The sequence below is a fragment of the Vallitalea sp. genome (genome assembly GCF_025211055.1).
Taxonomy (GTDB): domain Bacteria; phylum Bacillota; class Clostridia; order Lachnospirales; family Vallitaleaceae; genus Vallitalea.
In genome coordinates this window covers 50,567-69,556 of sequence record NZ_JAOARO010000068.1, presented here as the reverse complement: position 1 = coordinate 69,556, position 18,990 = coordinate 50,567, and the positions used below count along the sequence as shown (strand labels likewise).

The following is an 18,990-nucleotide window of genomic DNA, read 5'->3' as shown; positions in this document are numbered from 1 at the left end:
ATTATACAATGTATATGTAGCGGAGAAAAGATGTTTATCGTTAGGCATCTTTTTTTCTTGTAAAAAAGTCAGCCTAACTCCTAATGAGTTACACTGACTTTTTTTATGTGTGGGCTAGTCTATTTAACGACAGCCCCTTTTGTTAATCAACTACTTCAATATTAATTTGAATGTTTTAATTTCATATGGTTTAATTTCAAACTGGAATTCTCCATTTGCAGTTTCTATATTGTTTAATACTTTTCTTTCTTCTAAATCACACTCTACAACTTCTTTCAAATCTTTAAAGAATGTAATCTTAGCATTAGTTCTTCTATTATAGCATTCATGTACACGAACTATAATATCATCACTATATTCTCCTAGTTTAACTACTTCAGCTATAACATTTTCACTATCAATTTTAACAAAAGATAGTTCCTTAGGCATTGTTCCAGCATTTGAATCAACTATACAAGTATGCACTGGTACGTTGACTTCATATGCTTTCTTAACAGTTCCTCCATCTTTCCAATCACCAATGTGAGGATACAATGAATACTTGAAGTTATGAACTTCTCTATCAGCATCTTCATTAGGTACAGTTGCAGATTTTAATAATGTCAATCTAATATTACCATTTTTTATATCATGACCATACTTACAATCATTCAATAAACTTATACCATAATTATCTTCTGACAAGTCAGCCCACTTATGACCACATACTTCAAATTTTGCAGTATCCCAGCTTGTATTCCAATGTGTAGGTCTCTCAACATTACCAAACTGAATATCATAAGTAGCTTTATCTGTATGGATATCTACAGGGAATGCTGCTTTTACAAGTATATGTTTTTCTTTCCAATCAATAGTAGTATCAAAATCAATTCTTGGAACGTTATGATATATAGTCATTAACTGAGTTATAGTAGAATCCAAGAAATTCCTTTTAATCTCTAAAGTTGCCTTTAGTGAAGATTTCTCTACTACTTCTATACTCTCTACATCATCTATTTCCCACATTTTTTCTTGATAATAGATATTAATATCCCATGCATCCCAGTTATGAGGTTTATCTTCAAATGCTTGAAGAACATTACCTCTTTCGCCTTCTTTTAATACCTGTCTGTTGACTCTCTTATCCAATAATGAAATAATATGTCCCTTGTCATCTAATCTAATATCATAAAACTCATTTGCTAGATGAGCTTTATCAGCTATTAATTCATTAGAAGATTCATTTGCTTCTTTTCTTATACTGAATGTTTTATAACCTTTCCCTGGTATATTGGCATAGAAAGAAATAGTACCATTATTATAAGTAGTTAAAAGCTTATCATCACCATCATATACACATATCTCTTCTGGGTATTCAAAATCAATTATTTCTGCTCTATCAAATGATAATGGATTAAATACTACAACTGATTCTTCATCAATATCAATATTCTTAGTGATAGCATCTATAGAACTATCTTTTATTTCATTACCCTTAGCTATAATCTCTTCATATTGTTCTTTTGAATCATCATATACCTTTTTGATTGATGAACCTGGTATTATATCATGGAATTGATTAAGACATATAATTTCCCAACCATTATATATATCTTCTTTTGGATAAGGCACTCCATCAATCAAATTAGCCATAGATGATAACCACTCAATACCTTCATATAAAAATTCAGATTTTCTATTATAACGTTTGTTTCTTGCCATACTAGTCAATGTTCCTCTATGGTATTCAAAATATAATTCTCCTACCCAGCGAGGTAATTTGTTATTGTCTGAGACATTTTCATCTAGTGTCTCAAAGAAATCTGTTGCTGTAGTTAATTTGACAGCAGGACAACCTTTCACTCCTTTTTCAAGACGTTTTGATATCTCTAACATATCTTTAGTTGGTCCACCGCCACCATCACCGTAGCCATAGCTTATAAGTACTTCATCGCTTAAATCTTTTTGTTGATATCTTTCCCAAGCCCCTTTAACTGATTTTGGATCAATATAACCATTATAAGTTGTAAAGAATCTTTCTGGAAGATCATCAAAATTAGTTGTAGTAATGAAATGTGTTAAAACCTTACTTCCGTCAAGCCCTTCCCATTCAAAAGTATCATAAGGTAATTTATTGTATTCATTCCAACTTATCTTTGTTGTCATAAAATAGTCTACGGAAGACTTTTTCAATATCTGTGGTAAAGCTGCACTGTAACCAAACACATCTGGCAACCATAAAATTTTATTCTCCACACCAAATTCATTTCTAAAGAACTGTTTACCATAAACAACTTGACGAACTAGAGATTCACCTGAACTTAAGTTACAGTCAGCTTCAACCCACATAGCACCTTCAGGCTCCCAACGTCCTTCTTTAATACGCTCTTTTATTTGCTCATATAAATCAGGTCTATCTTCTTTTAAGAATTTATATAATTGTGGCTGACTAGACATGAATATATAATCATCATAATGATTCATTAGTTCTAGAACTGTTGAAAAACTTCTTTGAACCTTTAATCTCGTTTGATCTAAATCCCATAACCACGCTACATCAATGTGTGTATGTCCAACACATTTTACAACAACACTCTTATCTCCACAGAATTCATGATAGTATTTGTCTTCAAGATAATCCAATGCGTCATTTATACTTGTATAGAATTCTTTATTATATGGTTTTCTCAAATCAATTTTGTTAACTGCGTTAGTTAAAAACTTTATTGTATCTATTCTATCTTTGTTTTCCTTAGGAAGTAATTTTATAACTTCTAGTGGTACATATATATCATAGTATAATTTTTCCACAGTATCATCAAATATACTAACTACATTTCTACATTCTGATAAGCTATCAATTGTTCCACTATATGCTTGAAGATCAATAACGAATTTTTCACCTGCAACAGCCTGATTAGTTAAAACTATTTCAGTATGATTTATATCAAGTCCCTGTACTAATTTACCATTAACAAAGATAATGAATTGTGGGTTATTAGCATCCCATCCACCTTCTTTACCTGTAAGTACTTGGAAAACTAGTTTCTTGTTTGCATATTCTTCTGTTACCTCAAATTCTCCTCTAAACCAAGCATATTTATCTTTGCCACCCCATCTATCATCTTTATTAAATGCTTTCCATAGGTTAGCAGATTCATCTGCTTCACATCTTTCCTTATAGAAGCCTTCTTTCATCTGAATATTTTCAAAGGTATATTTTTTCACATATCTCAATTCCTTGAGTTCTTCTAACAATTTACCTATTCTTTCAATCTCAAAAAACATCTTGTGACCTCCTCTTAATAGTTAATTAGTAAATAAAAAAATCTCCAATATAAAAAAGACACTTATATATGCCTTTATTATATTTGGAGAATGCTATGAATAAAATATTTATATTAGACTATTATTTAATATTTTGGGACATTTTGAAATTGAATATTGATACCTTGTATTAAACTCAAAAATTGATTATATTTATCCTAAATATTCCAGGAGGATACCCTTCTTCTCTTTTAAAAAACTGGCTGAAATAATATTCACTGGAAAAACCTAATTGCTCTGAAATCTCTTTTACAAGTAAATCAGTATTCTTAAGTAAATCCTTAGCCTTTTTCAGTTTTATTTTGTTAATATATTGTTTAGTAGACAAATCTGTTTTCTTTTTTATTATTCTATTTATTTGTTTTTCACTTAGATACATATAATCAGCTATATCTTTTCCACTTACCTTACTACCAATGTTGTCAAATATATATTGTGTTACTTGAGTAAATCGATAATCATCTTTTTTGTGTTTAACAGGAACTTCATAATTATACTCTTTATTCCTACTTATCACTTGAACTGATGATATTATAATCAGAAGAATATAAAGTTGTATTTGATTATAGTAACCTATCTTCTCATAATATGCACAAGATAGTACTTTTTCGAATAAATTAATGATACCGTTATAGTCATTATATGCTTTACACTTATTATCATTAATGAATTTGTATATTATTAAATCTTCTATATTGTTTTCATTATTTAATGAAACATGACAATTCATACAGTATTCTACATATTTGTTACCATCAATGTTAGTCTGTTCATGGTACTCACCAGGTTTAGTTATATAAAATTCACCTTTACCTATTTTAAATTCATGTGTATCCATTTTTACTATTGACATACCATCTGCAACAAAATGAAATTCATAAGCAGAATGAGTATGTCTAGCAATATTCCATTGACCTTCAACGGTCATAACTCTAAACCAAAACATCTCAATGTCAAAAGAACCCTTAGAAAACTTCAAGTCTAATTGAGATAATTTTTTTGATGCTTTGGCAATATCGAATTTCATGATATAACCTCCTAGTTTCTACATTAATATTAGGTGTTTCTTCTATCTTTTTATTCTGCAAACCAAACCTATAACCCTTAATTTACCTGTATTAAATTAAAGGTGGGAAAGTTGAGCCAATTATATTTCCTTGGTTCTAACAATATTATTAGCTACTGGCCTAAATTTCTTATCTCTCCATTTATCTTCATTTGATCTGATAATCAAATATGAAATTGCTAAAAGAACAAAACCAAATATAACAGCTATTATCTCTACACTCTGTAAATGAAGTGCATAAGATATTAAGTAACCCACTCCTAAACCAACAAATAAAAATATTAATGGAACAGTATACATGATTAACACAGCTTTTAGAAAATTACTTTGTTCTAAGGATATTTCTACTTCATCTCCTTCTTTTGCATCACAAATATTTTCAGCCTCAATAATCATATCCTTTGTCTCAAAACCTGCTGTACATGCTCTACACTTAGCACATGCTTCTCTTCTTTCAAGTTTTACTGTTACATATTTTCCTGTTTCTTTTATAACAATGCCTGTTTCTGCCATATTTTCACCTCTCTTAATGTTATCTATATAAGTTTAATTAAATAATAGCTATAGAGTCAGCAATTATTAAGTTCCATTCAACTTATAAAAATCAAAGTAAATAAAAATCCATTTCCTTTATAGTATCAAAATGTTTACTATAAGTCTATGGATTTTTTTGCATTGTGTATATTATTTATTTTTTATATATTATATTTTAGTTAAAATTTCTTTTAGTGCTAATATCTATGGCAATCCCTTTTAATGTTCTTCATATTTTATTAAATTTCAATAGTATCAATCTTTAGTCCTAATTCATTTAACTGTTTATCATCAACAGTACCTGGAGCTTCTGTCATTGGACAAGATGCGTCTTTTACTTTTGGAAAAGCTATTACGTCTCTTATACTATCAGATTTTGTCATTAGCATTACAATTCTATCTAGTCCAAAAGCTAATCCACCATGTGGTGGTACACCGTATTTGAATGCATTCAATAAGAAACCAAATCTGTCATAGGCATCTTCTTTACTGAATCCAAGTGCTGCAAACATCTTCTCTTGGATATCTCTTTGGTGAATTCTTATACTACCTCCACCAAGCTCACATCCGTTAAGAACCATATCATATGCAATTGCTCTAACTCTACCGGGATCAGATTCTAGATACTGTAGATCTTCTTCCATAGGCATTGTAAATGGATGGTGCATAGCTGTATATCTCTTATGCTCTTTGTTCCATTCAAGTAATGGGAACTCTGTAACCCAAGCGAATTTATATACTGAGTCATCAAGAAGCTCAAGTCTTCTACCAATTTCAAGTCTCAAGTTTCCAAGTGTACTATATACTACATCATTAGAATCAGCACAGAAAAGTAATAAGTCTCCTGGTTTACCATTCATAGCTTTTACCATGTTTTCTACTTCTTCATCTGTTAAGAATTTTGTTATAGCTGATTTGTAAGTTCCATCTTCATTAATAACAATCCATGCCATTCCTTTTGCACCGTATGTCTTAGCTAATTCACCTAATGCATCAATTTGTCTTCTTGGAAGATTACCTAATCCTTCTGCGTTAATACCTCTAACACTTCCACCGCTTGCAACAGTACCAGAGAATACTTTGAATCCACAATCCTTCACTATATCAGATAAATCAACTAGTTCAATACCGAATCTAAGGTCTGGTTTATCAGAACCAAATCTATCCATAGCTTCTTTATAAGTCAATCTTTGCATTGGAATTTCAATATCAAAGTTAAGTACTTCCTTAAATAACTTCTGCATAAGTCTCTCATTTACATCAATTACTTTTTCTTGGTCAACAAATGATAATTCCATATCTATTTGAGTAAATTCTGGTTGTCTATCTGCTCTAAGATCTTCATCTCTAAAACACTTAGCGATTTGGAAATATCTATCATATCCTGATAACATCAATAATTGTTTGAAAATCTGTGGTGATTGAGGCAATGCATAGAAGTTACCTTGATGAACTCTACTTGGTACGAGATAATCTCTAGCTCCTTCAGGGGTACTTTTAGTTAGCATTGGTGTTTCTATTTCAAGAAACTCTTCATTACTTAAAAATTCTCTTGTAATCATGGCAACTTTATGTCTCATTATAAGATTTCTTTGTAAATCAGGTCTTCTAAGGTCCAAGTAACGATATTTTAATCTTAAGTCCTCTTTTACATTACTGTTTTCTTCAATTTGGAAAGGTGGTGTCTCTGCCTCTGATAATATTCTAAGTGAATGAGCCCTAACTTCAATCTCACCAGTTTTTAGGTTAGGATTAATTGTTTCATCAGATCTACTCTCAATAATACCTTCAACAGCAATTACAAATTCGCTTCTAAGCTTTTCAGCTTTTGCAAATCCTTCATCACCGATACTACTAGCATCAAAAACTACTTGAAGCAATCCTGTTCTATCTCTAAGGTCGATAAAAATAACACCACCCAAGTCTCTTCTTTTTTGAACCCATCCCATTACAGTTACTTTATCATCAATATTTTTAGCACTTACCTCTGTACATTTATTCGTTCGTTTCAATCCTTGCATTGATTCACTCATTTTGTTACCTCCTAGTCTAAAAAATTTTTGTTCTCTTTCATATATTTAACTATTTCTTCAATATTTAGATCTATCTGTTCTCTTGTTTCCATATTTTTAATTCTTACTGAGTTTTCTTCTAATTCATTATCACCAATTATAGCTGAATATCTGGCTCCAATTTTATTAGCATATTTCATTTGTGCTTTTACACTTCTTGACATTAAGTCTGTCTCTACAGATATATTGTTTTTTCTTAATTCATTAACAATTGCAAATGTTGTTTTCTTAGCATTTTCTCCTACATATCCTAAATAGATATCACGAGTAGGTTTATCTTGGTTAGACCCATTAATAGCTTCCATAGTCATAATCAGTCTTTCTATACCAGCGCCGAATCCAACTGCTGGAGTAGGTGAACCACCACATTCTTCAATTAATTTATCGTATCTTCCACCACCGCATACAGTTCCTTGAGCACCAATATCCTTAGATATGAACTCGAATACTGTTCTAGTATAATAATCCAATCCTCTAACAATCCAAGGATCAACTGTATATTCAATTTCCATAGCATCTAATAATCTGAGTAGTTCTTCAAAGTGCTCCTTACATTCAGTATCTAATTCATCTTTTGCTAGAGGTGCATCTTTTAATACTTCCCTACATTTTTCATTTTTGCAGTCTAGAATTCTTAATGGATTCTTTTCATACCTTTCCAAACAAGTAGGACATAATGAATCTATGTTTTTACTTAGGAATTCTTTTAATGTATTATTATATTTCTTCCTGCATTCAGGACCACCTAGACTGTTGATATGAAGTTCTACATTGGTAATCCCTAGATTCTTTAACATATTAGCTGCAAGAGCAATAACTTCTGCATCAGCTGATGGCTTATCAGAGCCAAAAAGCTCTACTCCAAACTGGTGGAACTGACGATATCTACCTGCTTGAGGTCTTTCGTATCTAAAAGCAGGTGTTATATAAAATAATTTTGTAGGTTGTACATCAGCATACATTTTTCTTTCTAGATAAGCTCTAACCACACCAGCTGTTCCTTCTGGCTTAAGGGTAATATTTCTATCACCTTTATCAGTAAAACTATACATCTCTTTTTGAACAATATCCGTAGTTTCTCCTACGCCTCTTTGGAAAAGTTCTGTATGTTCAAAAATAGGAGTCCTGATTTCATTAAAACCAAAATTAGTGCATATTTCATTTACTGTGTCTTCAAGTTTTTTCCAAGTATTCATATAACTACCGTATATATCTTTCGTTCCTCTTGGTGCATTTGTCAACATATTTATTCACTCCTATTCGTTTATTAATAATCCATATAATTAAAAAATCTCGTCACTGACTTAATAGTCAGGGACGAGATGTATATAATCATATTCATTCCGCGGTACCACCCTAATAGAAGCACTTGCTTCCACTCTAATCTGTTAACGGTGATGAACCGAACTCGCTTACTAGTGTTAGCGTTCAACGAATCACTCTAAGGTGTCCTTCAATCATGGTCTATAAGAAACTTTCCAGCTAATGGCTTCTCTCTCTGCATAGGTGGACATAATTTACTTTTCCTCTTCAACGTTTTATTGATATCTTCTTAGTAAAATAGTTTCTTACAGTTTATTCGTTTATTAACGATTTGTCAAGTACTTTTTAATATTTTCCTTTAAATTGACCCATTATCTTATGATATATTATTATTCTATATTGATTATTGAGTCAAACTCTTAATATATTCTTTTAAAACTATTGGATCCCCTTTTGAGCGTTTAATTTCTCTTACTATAGCAGAACCTACTATAACACCATCAACATGATCTTCTAATCTTTTTATATCATCCCTGCAAGAAATACCAAATCCTACAGCTATTGGTAGACCTGAATTTTCTTTTACATCTTGTAGATATGATTTAATATCCAAATAAAAATTAGATTTTCCACCTGTTACTCCTAAAGAAGATACGCAATATACAAAACCGTTACATCCCTCAATTATCTTTTTGATTCTATCTTTTGATGTTGGTGCAACTAGAGGTATTAAACATATTTTTTCATAATCCATTATTTCTTCTAACTCATCTCTTTCTTCAAGAGGTAAATCAGGTATTATTAATCCATCGATACCTATTTCTTCACAAGTTCTTATGAACTTTTCCTTTCCATATATTAGAATAGTATTGTAATAAACTAAAAACAAAAGAGGAATCTCAGTGTTTTTTCTTATGTTCTTGACTAAATCCATTATTTTGTCAACTGTCACACCTGCATTCAATGCTCTCAGTCCTGCATCTTGTATTACAGGCCCATCTGCTAAAGGGTCAGAAAAAGGTATCCCTAATTCAATAATATCTGCTCCTCCTTTTTCTAAAGCATAAACAAATTTTTCTGTTTTTTCTATACTAGGGTCACCTGCTGTTAGATACCCTATAAAAGCCTTTTTATTCTTAGATTGTAATTGTTGAAATTTTTTGGTTATTCTATTCATTACTATCAACTCCATTATTTGTTATTATATTACTTAGTATAAAACACCAGAGAATTTGTGCTTTCAAATCATTTATATGAAATTTAGAATTGTTTGTACATCTTTATCCCCTCTCCCAGATATATTAATAATGACGACTTCATCTTTTGCCATCTTTGGTACAATTTTTAATGCATATGCAACTGCATGCGAACTTTCTAGAGCTGGTATGATACCTTCTGTTTCGGATAATAACTTGAACGCTTGTACAGCTTCTTGGTCAGTTACAGCTTCGTATTTGGCTCTACCAGTATTATGTAAAAATGAATGTTCAGGTCCAGTTCCTGGGTAATCTAGTCCTGCTGATATAGAAAAAGCTGGTTTTATATTTCCATCATCATCAGTCAATAGATATGTTTTCATACCATGTAGAACTCCAACTTTTCCATCTGCACCATCAGATAGCACCGCAGCATGTTTTCCACTACCAATACCTTCTCCTCCTGCTTCAACTCCTATTAGCGATACTTCCTTATCATCTATAAACGGATAAAATATACCTGCTGCATTACTTCCTCCACCAATACACGCTATTACTGTATCTGGTAGTTTATTTTCTTTTGCTAATATCTGCTGTCTAGCTTCATCACCAATTATTCTCTGAAAATCCCTAACCATTGTTGGATATGGATGTGGTCCTACTACTGAACCGATTACATAGAAAGTATCTTCAACCAATCTAACCCATTCTCTTATTGCTTCATTAGTAGCATCTTTCAATGTACCTGTACCAGATACTACCGGCTGTACTTTTGCTCCCAAAAGCTCCATCTTGAAAACATTGAGTTTTTGTCTTCTTATATCCTCTTTACCCATAAAAACAGAACATTCCATACCGAATAAAGCAGCTCCTGTTGCAGTTGCAACACCATGCTGCCCTGCTCCTGTCTCTGCTATAACCTTAGTTTTACCCATTCTTTTTGCTAGTAGAAGTTGACCAATGACATTATTGATTTTATGGGCTCCCGTATGATTAAGATCTTCTCTTTTTAGATAGACCTTAGCACCTCCTAGATAATTAGTTAATGTCTCCGCATAATACAAAGGTGACTGTCTTCCAACGTATTCCTTAAGATAATACTTGTACTCATTAATAAATTCTTCATCTATTTTATATTTCTCATAAGCCTCTTCCAGTTCTTTTAGGGGATACATCAATGTTTCAGGAACATATTGTCCTCCGAAATCACCAAATTTTCTTTTCATTCATTCTTCCTCCTGTACTCTTGTAATCTAATAAATAACTGTCTTATCTTATTTTCATTTTTGTTAAAGTTAGTTTCTACACCTGAATTAACATCAATAATCTGAGGTTTTACTATATTAATTGCTTTCACTATATTATCAGGTGTTAAACCTCCTGCTAATACTATCTGATTACTCTTAGAAATTTTCTTCACCAATTCCCAACTGAAAGCTTTCCCTGTACCACCGCTTTTTCCATTATGATAAGTATCTAATAAAATACCATCAACATCCTTATAATAATCAATGATTCTTATGCTACTCTCATCACTAACAGCTATACTCTTCCATACTTTACAACATATATTTTTACAATACTCGTTACTTTCGTTTCCATGAAGCTGTACTATATCCAACCTACATGAATGTACTAATCTATTAACATATTCAACATTTTCATTAACGAATACCCCAACAACCTTAATATCTTCTCTAATGTGTTTACTAAGTTCTATTACTTTGTCCTCTGTAACTTTTCTTTTACTATCTGCAAATATAAAACCTACATAGCTTACAGGGTATTTGTTGATTATCTTAATTTCTTCTATATTTTTTATTCCACAAATCTTTATATCAGGTGTCATATACAAGTCGCATCTCCTTAGCCATTTTTCCTATGTCATCACATCTCATAAAAGTTTCACCTACTAATATTCCATCTACATTGGCTTTCTTCAAATCTTTCATATAATTCAATCTATCAATACCACTTTCACTAATAACCAAACAACCATCAGTAATATAATCTCTTAACTGTAAAGTAGTTTTTATATCAGTTTTGAATGTCTTAAGGTCTCTATTATTTATTCCTATAATCTTAGCTCCTGCATCTAACGCTTTTTCTATTTCATCTTTTGAATGAACTTCCACTAAGGCATCCATTGATAGTCCATGAACGATAGTTATAAATTCATTAAGCCTTTCTTTATCTAATATAGCTACAATAAGTAACACACAGCTTGCACCTAATAATTTAGCATTATATATTTGATTCTTATCAATAATGAAATCTTTACAAAGAGTTGGTATATCTACATTTTCACTTACCTCCTTAAGATAACTGTCTCTTCCTAGAAAATAATCTTCTTCAGTAAGTACAGAGATTGCATCAACTGAATCATTATATATACTGGACAAAGCTATAGGGTTAAAATCTTCTTTTATTAAGCCTTTTGATGGAGAAGCTTTTTTTATTTCACCAATAATTGATAGACCTTCTTTTTTCATAGCGTCATAAAATGATGGTCTGGTCTTAACTTTACTAATCTTTTGTAATAATGTATGGATATCATAATTTTTACCGATAATCCTCTTTTTCTTCATTTTTATAATGTCTTCTAGGTATATTCTATCTCTCATTTCATCACCTCTCTAAAAACTATTTGAATATCTAATAAATTCTTCTAATTTTAATCTTGCTTTTCCTGAATCTATAATTTCTCCTGCAATATTTATTCCTTTTTCAAGAGAATCTGCTTTTCCTGCAACATAGATGGCAGCTCCTGCATTAAGAACTAATATATTCCTCTTAGCCCCTTTTTTTCCATCTAACAATTTCCTTATTATCTCTGCATTCTCCTGAGCTGTACCTCCAGTAATATCCTTCATCTTGGCTTTTTCTATCCCATACATACGTGGATTTATTTCATAGGTTTTTATACTCTTATTATTTAGTTCTGTGACTTTACTATCACATGTAATAGTCAATTCATCTAAACCATCTTTTCCATGAACAACTAAGGCTCTTTCAACTCCTAGATTACTTAATACATGAGCAATCTTATTCATCATATTTTCATCATAGACACCAACTATCTGTGCATTCGCTTTTGCAGGATTAGCCAATGGACCTAATATATTAAATATTGTTCGAAATCCTAAGTCCCTTCTAACTGGTGCAACATATTTCATGGTTTGATGATACTTAGGAGCAAATAGAAAGCATATACCAATATCCCTTACCATTAATTCTGACTGTTTAGGAGTAAGGTCAATATTAATGCCCAATCTCTCTAGCACATCTGCACTCCCACAATTACTTGATACAGAACGATTTCCATGCTTAACTACCGGAATTCCTGCTGCTGCTATCACTATTGATGTTGTTGTTGAGATATTATAGGTTGAAAACCCATCTCCACCAGTACCGCATGTATCCACTGTATATAGATCATTAAGGTTTACTGGAACTGCTTTTCTTCTTAAAACTTTTGCACCTCCAGTAATCTCCTCTATTGTTTCACCCTTTATAGTCATTGCAGTCAAGAAACTTGCTATTAATATATCACTAACTTCTCCTGTCATTATCTTTTCAACACAATCCATCATCTCTGCCTCTGACAAATCAATACCTAATTTTAATTTATTAACAACATCTCTTATCATACACAGCACTCCTCATCTACAAAATTTTTAATTAATCTTTTCCCCTCATCTGTCATTATAGATTCAGGATGAAATTGTAATCCAATAATATTTAATTCCTTATGTTTAACAGCCATTATTTCTCCATCACTTGTTGCCGCTATGTTTTCTAAACATAAAGGCAAACTTCCTTTTTCAATTGCCAACGAGTGATATCTTGCAACTTTCAAAGGGTTCTTTATACCTCTAAAAATATACCTGTTATTATGTTTAATCAAACTACTTTTCCCATGAAATAAGGATTTGGCATGAGTTATATTTCCCCCAAAAGCTTGACCAATACATTGATGTCCCAAGCATATACCTAGTATGGGTATCTTACCAGCAATAATTTTAATAATACTTAAGCAGTTACCCGCATTATTAGGTATTCCCGGACCAGGTGAAATAATAACCTTCTCAGGATTAAGTTCCAATATTTCTTCTCCAGTGATTTTATCATTTCTATATACTCTAATATCTTTTATGAACTCACCAATATATTGATATAGGTTATAAGTAAAAGAATCATAGTTATCAATAATTATTATCATTTTTAAGTCCTCCTTCATAACGATTATCAGCTTTTTATAGCTATTATCAAACCTTTTACCTTATTCTCAGTCTCTTCATATTCTTTAACTGGGTCAGAATCAGCAACTATACCTGCTCCTGCCTGTAAATATAATGTATCATTCTTAACTACCATAGTTCTTATAGCAATACACATATCCATATCACCATCAAATCCAAAATATCCAATAGCCCCTCCGTATATACCTCTCTTTTCTTTCTCCAACTCATCAATAATCTCCATAGCTCTTATTTTAGGAGCTCCAGATAAAGTACCCGCTGGAAGGAAACTCATTAATACATCAAACATATCTTTATCATCCCTTTTTGTACCACAAACCAACGATACTAGATGCATAACATGAGAATATTTGTGCACTTGCATAAAAGATTTTATTTTAACAGAAGATATCTTTGAGACTTTCCCCATATCATTCCTACCAAGGTCAACCAACATTACATGTTCTGCCTTTTCTTTTTCATCATTCAGTAAATCATCAGCCAATTCCTTATCTTCCTTATCATTCACCCCTCTTTTTCTTGTCCCTGCTATTGGACAATTAAGTATTTTCCCTTTTCTCAATTCAACCAGCATTTCTGGAGAACTACCTATAACATTATAACTACCAAAATTAAAATAAAACATATACGGAGATGGATTAACTTGTCTAAGTTTCCTATACAGCTCAAAAGGAAGTATCTCACTTTTCCCACTCCATCTTCTAGAAATAACCACTTGAAAAATGTCTCCCTCGTAAATATATTCCTTAGCCCTTTTCACTGCATCCTCAAATTCTTCCTGTGTACTATGACTATGAAATGAAACCTTTACTCTATTGTTGCATCTCTCATTACATTTGATATTTTTCTGTAGATTATTTTTTATAATATTAATCTTCTTATTAGCTCTTAAACTTGACATTTCATCCTCTTTTTCCAAAACGATAATATTAATTTTGTTAAGAAAATGATCATACGCAATCAATTCTTTAACAAACATCATATGTAAATCTGGTAACTTTACCTTGTCATTATTTTCATTTGGTAGATATTCATATTGTCTTATAATGTCATACCCAACAGTACCTACAGCTCCTCCTATAAACGGAATATTAGTTGTATTAATCAAATCGTATCTCTCTAAATATGATTTAACAATATCAAGTGCCCTACCTTCTTCCTTTCTCTCAACTCCATTTTCACTAATGAATACTTGATATTCAAAAGCTTTAATTACTATAAAAGGATCAATACACAAAAACGAATATCTACCCTTAGGCTGCTCTTTACTCTCAAGGAGAAAACCTACCTGATCTTTCACATATTTCTTAAACAACGTTATAGGTGTCTCTGTATCTCCTGAAATTGTTTCCACATAAGGTACTAGTTTAATTTTATCCATCACACTACCTCCATTTAATTCTGAATACAAAAAAACCACTCCACCCCCTATTGGGACGAAATGGTTTTTCGCTAATGCCACCCAACTATAGATTCAGTAATCTATAAGTCTATTTTAATAATAAACTTATAATAATAAAAAAACGGTACTCTCGTCATGTTGAGACGAAAGACCGTTAACCACTCAAATCTATGCTATATTTTCAGATACAGAATTACATCGATATCCTAACTCAATAACGGGAGTTCCCGGCATCAACTACTCAGTCCATAACCTTTCATCTAGCATCTCATGGAGCCATTCCTATTCATCATCTATACCGTACCTCACACCTACCGACGGCTCGCTGTAATAAATTCAGAAAAGTACTCTTTCCAATCACAGATTTTTAAAATATTTTATCAGATTATAACATATTTTATTATGTTTGTAAATATTTAAATTAATATTTTAATATTTATTAAGTTAGTAAGCGTAGCTTATAATTCATGATTAATAGGTATAGAAATACTTACATCTCTTCAACTTCTACTTCAAGTGTATCTGGTTCAAAATAATACCAAGCAACAATGACTGTATCTTTACATTTTCTGACTCCAATTATATATCTTCCTTGTTCGTCTATACCTTCATATGCGAAATACACTGAATCATTATCATCTGTTTTAGGAATATATGAACCCTTATGATTGTCCTCATAGTCATAATCTTTATGTAGAATATTCATTGCTTTCTTTATGCCATTATAATCTTTCTTTGTGACATAATTCCCAAATCCTAATGAAAATCCTTTTTCACTATTTGTTTTTTCTATTTCTTCAACTTTAATGCTAACAGTATCTTCTGATATACATATCTCACCTCTACCTTTATTTCCCCACAAATCGTCATTAAATGAAAAAATTCCTTTCCCAAAATAGTCAAATTTAGTTTCTGTTTTTATTTCTGCCAAACCCTTTTCCTCTGAACTGCTAACTAATGTTATCATTGCACTTTTATTATCCTCTAAAAAATGTAGTTTTATCATATTAACACCGTCATTAACATTAATAAATGAAGTATCGTACCATTCCCCTTCATACTTAGAAAAATTATAGATAGTGTAATCTGTAACACCTTTATCTGTTTTTGTTTTTAATATACTTTTAGTTTTTCTATCACATTGAACCTCAATAAATCCATTATCATCTACTATTTTAAAATCCCAAAAAGCATTTTTTTCTGCAATCTCTTTTATTAAGTTATAAGAATATATATCATGCAATTGGTCATGCTCTACATAATAAATAGGATATGTTTTATTTTTTAATTCAATCTTTAATAATTTATATCCTCTATATTCAAGAGCTTCTTTTGTTGGATGATTATAGCTTTCTATATCCTGTATTATAATTTCTTCTTCATTTATTTTTTCTTTTACTTCTTCTTTTACTTCTTCTTCACTATCTGCAGATAAATAATAAAATATTTTATCTCCAAACTTTACAGCTAGCGGTTCATGTTTATCGGTTTTAATATTAAAATCAAGGGCCAATTCATCAATGCTTATGTCAGTGACATCTTGTATAATGAGTTTCCCACCAGTTAATTCATTCTCACTTACCATAGATGGGGATGCCTTAACTAACTTTCCCCCTTGATAATACTCCTCTTGTATAGGTTGCAAATACAACTTATTATCTAGTATAAACCACTTGCCCATATATGCTCTAATTCTATTATCACCAATATACTGACTAAAATGAAATGAGTAAGTTCTGTCACTATTAAATGTATATAATTCCCCATATCCAGCTGCAACATAAGGTGAATCATGCCATAACCCAACTAAGCTTTGTTCAACAGTAGTTAAATTATTAGATAAAACATTGAAGTTTTTTTCTATTTTTAGTATTAAGTCTATATTAAGCCTATCGTTTTCATTTAATAACACGTTTATATCAGTAATTGTTTCATCTGGCTCATACCAACTTTGCTTTCTAAAGAAAATATCATATTTGGAAGTACTAAATACATAACCATACTTAGCAAAAATTGCATTTCTTAATATACTCAAATTTTCCTTTGATATATTACTAATTTCCTTGAATGTAATAGTAGAATTTAGGTCTACTTCTATTTCATTGAATACTAGCTTGTATTCTAAGATATTATCGTCAATAACTTCTTTATCTTCTTCAATTTTATCTGCATTTTCTAAATCAGAGTTATCTATTTTATCAGTATTACTTAAATTTTGGTTTTGACAACCAACTAAAAAAAATAATATTGCAAATATCACTAGATTCTTTTTAAACATATCATATAACCCTCCTAAGATTATGAATACAAAGCTTAATTTTTCTATTACTATTATTAGCACAGTAGATATATATATCTATAATGATTTAACCTGAACGATTTATATTTTCAACCAAAAAATTTTCTCTTCCTATCAATCATCTCATCAATCCGCTCAATATATTGTTCTACATTTTTAACATTTTCAATCCTCTCAATTCTATTCTCACCCCTAAATACAATCTTACAAACAGAACCCGCACCAAGAGCAATAATAGTCTGTGCCTCTTCCATGATCTCAATATTATATATACATTCTTTCCCTATTGAACAATATCCCACATTCTCATATCTACCAACCATATTCTTCTGCCTATACATATAATATGGATTCAATCCTACTAACTTACATTCATGATAAACCATATCAATCATATCTCTAATTATCTTATCACTAGCCAAATCATAACTATTAATACTCTCTTTTAACCTAGAAGCCCTCTTCACTGCCATAATATGAACTGTAACACTCTCAGGATTTAACTTCTTTATCTGTTCCATTGTCTCCTTTACATCAAAAAAATTCTCCCCAGGAAGCCCTATTATTAAATCCATATTAATGTTATCAAAACCTACTCTCCTAGCCATAGAAAAAGCACTATATATATCCTCAACTGTATGCCGTCTTCCAATAATCTCTAATGTCTCATCATTCATGGTCTGAGGATTAATTGAAATCCTTGTAACACCATATCTCTTTAATACTTCTAACTTATCCACATTGATTGTATCCGGTCTACCTGCTTCTACAGTAAATTCTTCCAATGATTCAACATCAAAATGCTTATCTATCATTATCATAAACCTTTCCAACTGTTCAGCATTAAGAGATGTAGGTGTACCACCACCTACATAAATCGTTTTAACCTTCTTACTAGCCAATAATTCTTTTGAAACATACTCCATTTCCTTTTCCAAAGCTTCCAGATAATCCATAACACGAGACATCCATTTATCTATTGGATATGACGTAAAAGAACAATACAAACATCTAGTAGGACAAAATGGTATCCCTAAATATATATTAATTTCATCATCTTTATTAGTGCTTAATATCCCCATTTCATTTCTTACAATTTCCATCATCAAATCAATTTTCATTGGCGATATCTTATAATGATTTTCAAGACAATATCTAATTTTATTCTCATCATTACCGTATCTATCTATTAAATCAAATACTATCTTAGTAGGTCTTATACCTGTCAATATACCCCACGGTTGCTTTATACCTGTTACTTTTGAAGCTATATTATAAAGTAATATCTTCAACAACATTTTTGATTGTTTTCTTCTTTCTAGAGGTTCAATTGGTAGTTCTTTAATATACTCCTTGTCAAAAGAAGAAGTTTCTATAATTTTACCATTTTCATAATATGCAGCTTTATAATAATCCTCACATACTACTGTCTCAATTGTAATACCTTCCCTGGTTATATCTTCTACAATATTATAATCTTCCCCATGATAAAATAAATTAAGTAGCATTTTGACTTCATATTCATAATCATGACCTCTTAGTAATAAATACATTAAATCTTACTCCTATATATTAAACTCTTTTTAACAT

At 31.0% G+C, this 18,990-nt stretch carries 14 protein-coding genes and 1 other annotated feature; all 14 genes read right to left on the bottom strand.

Going from position 1 to position 18,990, the window contains the following annotated elements:
- Positions 1–150 precede the first annotated feature (150 nt).
- The 14 genes from N4A55_RS09905 to hemZ all read right to left on the bottom strand — a co-directional run bounded on the left by N4A55_RS09905 (position 151) and on the right by hemZ (position 18,953).
- Entirely contained in the window at positions 151–3,267 is a 3,117-nt protein-coding gene (locus N4A55_RS09905) for an alpha-mannosidase (protein ID WP_293755677.1), read from the bottom strand.
- Between the two features lie 175 nt (positions 3,268–3,442).
- Positions 3,443–4,333 carry an AraC family transcriptional regulator gene (locus N4A55_RS09900; RefSeq protein ID WP_293755674.1) on the bottom strand — a complete coding sequence of 297 codons (891 nt, stop codon included), beginning with the start codon at positions 4,331–4,333 and terminating at the stop codon, positions 3,443–3,445.
- 120 nt (positions 4,334–4,453) lie between these two features.
- The gene (locus N4A55_RS09895; RefSeq protein WP_293755672.1) at positions 4,454–4,885 is read right to left on the bottom strand and encodes a SoxR reducing system RseC family protein; all 432 of its coding nucleotides are present in this window, start codon (positions 4,883–4,885) and stop codon (positions 4,454–4,456) included.
- 260 nt (positions 4,886–5,145) lie between these two features.
- Positions 5,146–6,939, bottom strand: a complete 1,794-nt coding sequence (gene aspS / locus N4A55_RS09890; protein WP_293755670.1) for an aspartate--tRNA ligase — start codon at positions 6,937–6,939, stop codon at positions 5,146–5,148.
- Positions 6,940–6,950: 11 nt separating this feature from the next.
- Positions 6,951–8,222, bottom strand: a complete 1,272-nt coding sequence (gene hisS / locus N4A55_RS09885) for a histidine--tRNA ligase (protein WP_293755667.1) — start codon at positions 8,220–8,222, stop codon at positions 6,951–6,953.
- Between the two features lie 66 nt (positions 8,223–8,288).
- Positions 8,289–8,521, bottom strand: a binding site (T-box leader).
- 123 nt (positions 8,522–8,644) lie between these two features.
- A complete protein-coding gene (trpA, locus tag N4A55_RS09880) occupies positions 8,645–9,418 on the bottom strand; it encodes a tryptophan synthase subunit alpha (protein WP_293755664.1) in 774 nt (257 codons plus the stop codon).
- A 72-nt stretch (positions 9,419–9,490) separates the two neighbouring features.
- On the bottom strand, positions 9,491–10,663 hold the full coding sequence (gene trpB / locus N4A55_RS09875) for a tryptophan synthase subunit beta (RefSeq protein WP_293755661.1): 1,173 nt from the start codon (positions 10,661–10,663) through the stop codon (positions 9,491–9,493).
- Positions 10,660–11,286 carry a phosphoribosylanthranilate isomerase gene (locus N4A55_RS09870; protein WP_293755659.1) on the bottom strand — a complete coding sequence of 209 codons (627 nt, stop codon included), beginning with the start codon at positions 11,284–11,286 and terminating at the stop codon, positions 10,660–10,662. The genes trpB and N4A55_RS09870 overlap by 4 nt, the downstream gene beginning before the upstream one ends.
- On the bottom strand, positions 11,276–12,061 hold the full coding sequence (gene trpC, locus N4A55_RS09865) for an indole-3-glycerol phosphate synthase TrpC (RefSeq protein ID WP_293755656.1): 786 nt from the start codon (positions 12,059–12,061) through the stop codon (positions 11,276–11,278). The genes N4A55_RS09870 and trpC overlap by 11 nt, the downstream gene beginning before the upstream one ends.
- Positions 12,062–12,073: 12 nt before the next feature.
- A complete protein-coding gene (gene trpD / locus N4A55_RS09860; protein ID WP_293755654.1) occupies positions 12,074–13,087 on the bottom strand; it encodes an anthranilate phosphoribosyltransferase in 1,014 nt (337 codons plus the stop codon).
- Positions 13,084–13,659: an anthranilate synthase component II gene (locus tag N4A55_RS09855; protein WP_293755651.1), complete on the bottom strand. Its 576-nt coding sequence runs from the start codon at positions 13,657–13,659 to the stop codon at positions 13,084–13,086. The genes trpD and N4A55_RS09855 overlap by 4 nt, the downstream gene beginning before the upstream one ends.
- Before the next feature lie 26 nt (positions 13,660–13,685).
- On the bottom strand, positions 13,686–15,080 hold the full coding sequence (gene trpE / locus N4A55_RS09850; protein ID WP_293755648.1) for an anthranilate synthase component I: 1,395 nt from the start codon (positions 15,078–15,080) through the stop codon (positions 13,686–13,688).
- A gap of 511 nt (positions 15,081–15,591) precedes the next feature.
- Positions 15,592–17,379, bottom strand: coding sequence for a YARHG domain-containing protein (locus tag N4A55_RS09845; RefSeq protein WP_293755645.1), 1,788 nt, complete (start codon positions 17,377–17,379; stop codon positions 15,592–15,594).
- A gap of 110 nt (positions 17,380–17,489) precedes the next feature.
- Positions 17,490–18,953: a coproporphyrinogen dehydrogenase HemZ gene (hemZ, locus tag N4A55_RS09840; protein ID WP_293755642.1), complete on the bottom strand. Its 1,464-nt coding sequence runs from the start codon at positions 18,951–18,953 to the stop codon at positions 17,490–17,492.
- Between the last annotated feature and the right edge of the window lie 37 nt (positions 18,954–18,990).

Excerpts from the sequence above, each read along its gene's own strand:
- N4A55_RS09905 (WP_293755677.1), bottom strand. The coding sequence starts at position 3,267 with ATGTTTTTTGAGATTGAAAGAATAGGTAAATTGTTAGAAGAACTCAAG.
- N4A55_RS09900 (WP_293755674.1), bottom strand. The coding sequence starts at position 4,333 with ATGAAATTCGATATTGCCAAAGCATCAAAAAAATTATCTCAATTAGAC.
- N4A55_RS09895 (WP_293755672.1), bottom strand. The coding sequence starts at position 4,885 with ATGGCAGAAACAGGCATTGTTATAAAAGAAACAGGAAAATATGTAACA.
- aspS (WP_293755670.1), bottom strand. The coding sequence starts at position 6,939 with ATGAGTGAATCAATGCAAGGATTGAAACGAACGAATAAATGTACAGAG.
- hisS (WP_293755667.1), bottom strand. The coding sequence starts at position 8,222 with ATGTTGACAAATGCACCAAGAGGAACGAAAGATATATACGGTAGTTAT.
- trpA (WP_293755664.1), bottom strand. The coding sequence starts at position 9,418 with ATGAATAGAATAACCAAAAAATTTCAACAATTACAATCTAAGAATAAA.
- trpB (WP_293755661.1), bottom strand. The coding sequence starts at position 10,663 with ATGAAAAGAAAATTTGGTGATTTCGGAGGACAATATGTTCCTGAAACA.
- N4A55_RS09870 (WP_293755659.1), bottom strand. The coding sequence starts at position 11,286 with ATGACACCTGATATAAAGATTTGTGGAATAAAAAATATAGAAGAAATT.
- trpC (WP_293755656.1), bottom strand. The coding sequence starts at position 12,061 with ATGAGAGATAGAATATACCTAGAAGACATTATAAAAATGAAGAAAAAG.
- trpD (WP_293755654.1), bottom strand. The coding sequence starts at position 13,087 with ATGATAAGAGATGTTGTTAATAAATTAAAATTAGGTATTGATTTGTCA.
- N4A55_RS09855 (WP_293755651.1), bottom strand. The coding sequence starts at position 13,659 with ATGATAATAATTATTGATAACTATGATTCTTTTACTTATAACCTATAT.
- trpE (WP_293755648.1), bottom strand. The coding sequence starts at position 15,080 with ATGGATAAAATTAAACTAGTACCTTATGTGGAAACAATTTCAGGAGAT.
- N4A55_RS09845 (WP_293755645.1), bottom strand. The coding sequence starts at position 17,379 with ATGTTTAAAAAGAATCTAGTGATATTTGCAATATTATTTTTTTTAGTT.
- hemZ (WP_293755642.1), bottom strand. The coding sequence starts at position 18,953 with ATGTATTTATTACTAAGAGGTCATGATTATGAATATGAAGTCAAAATG.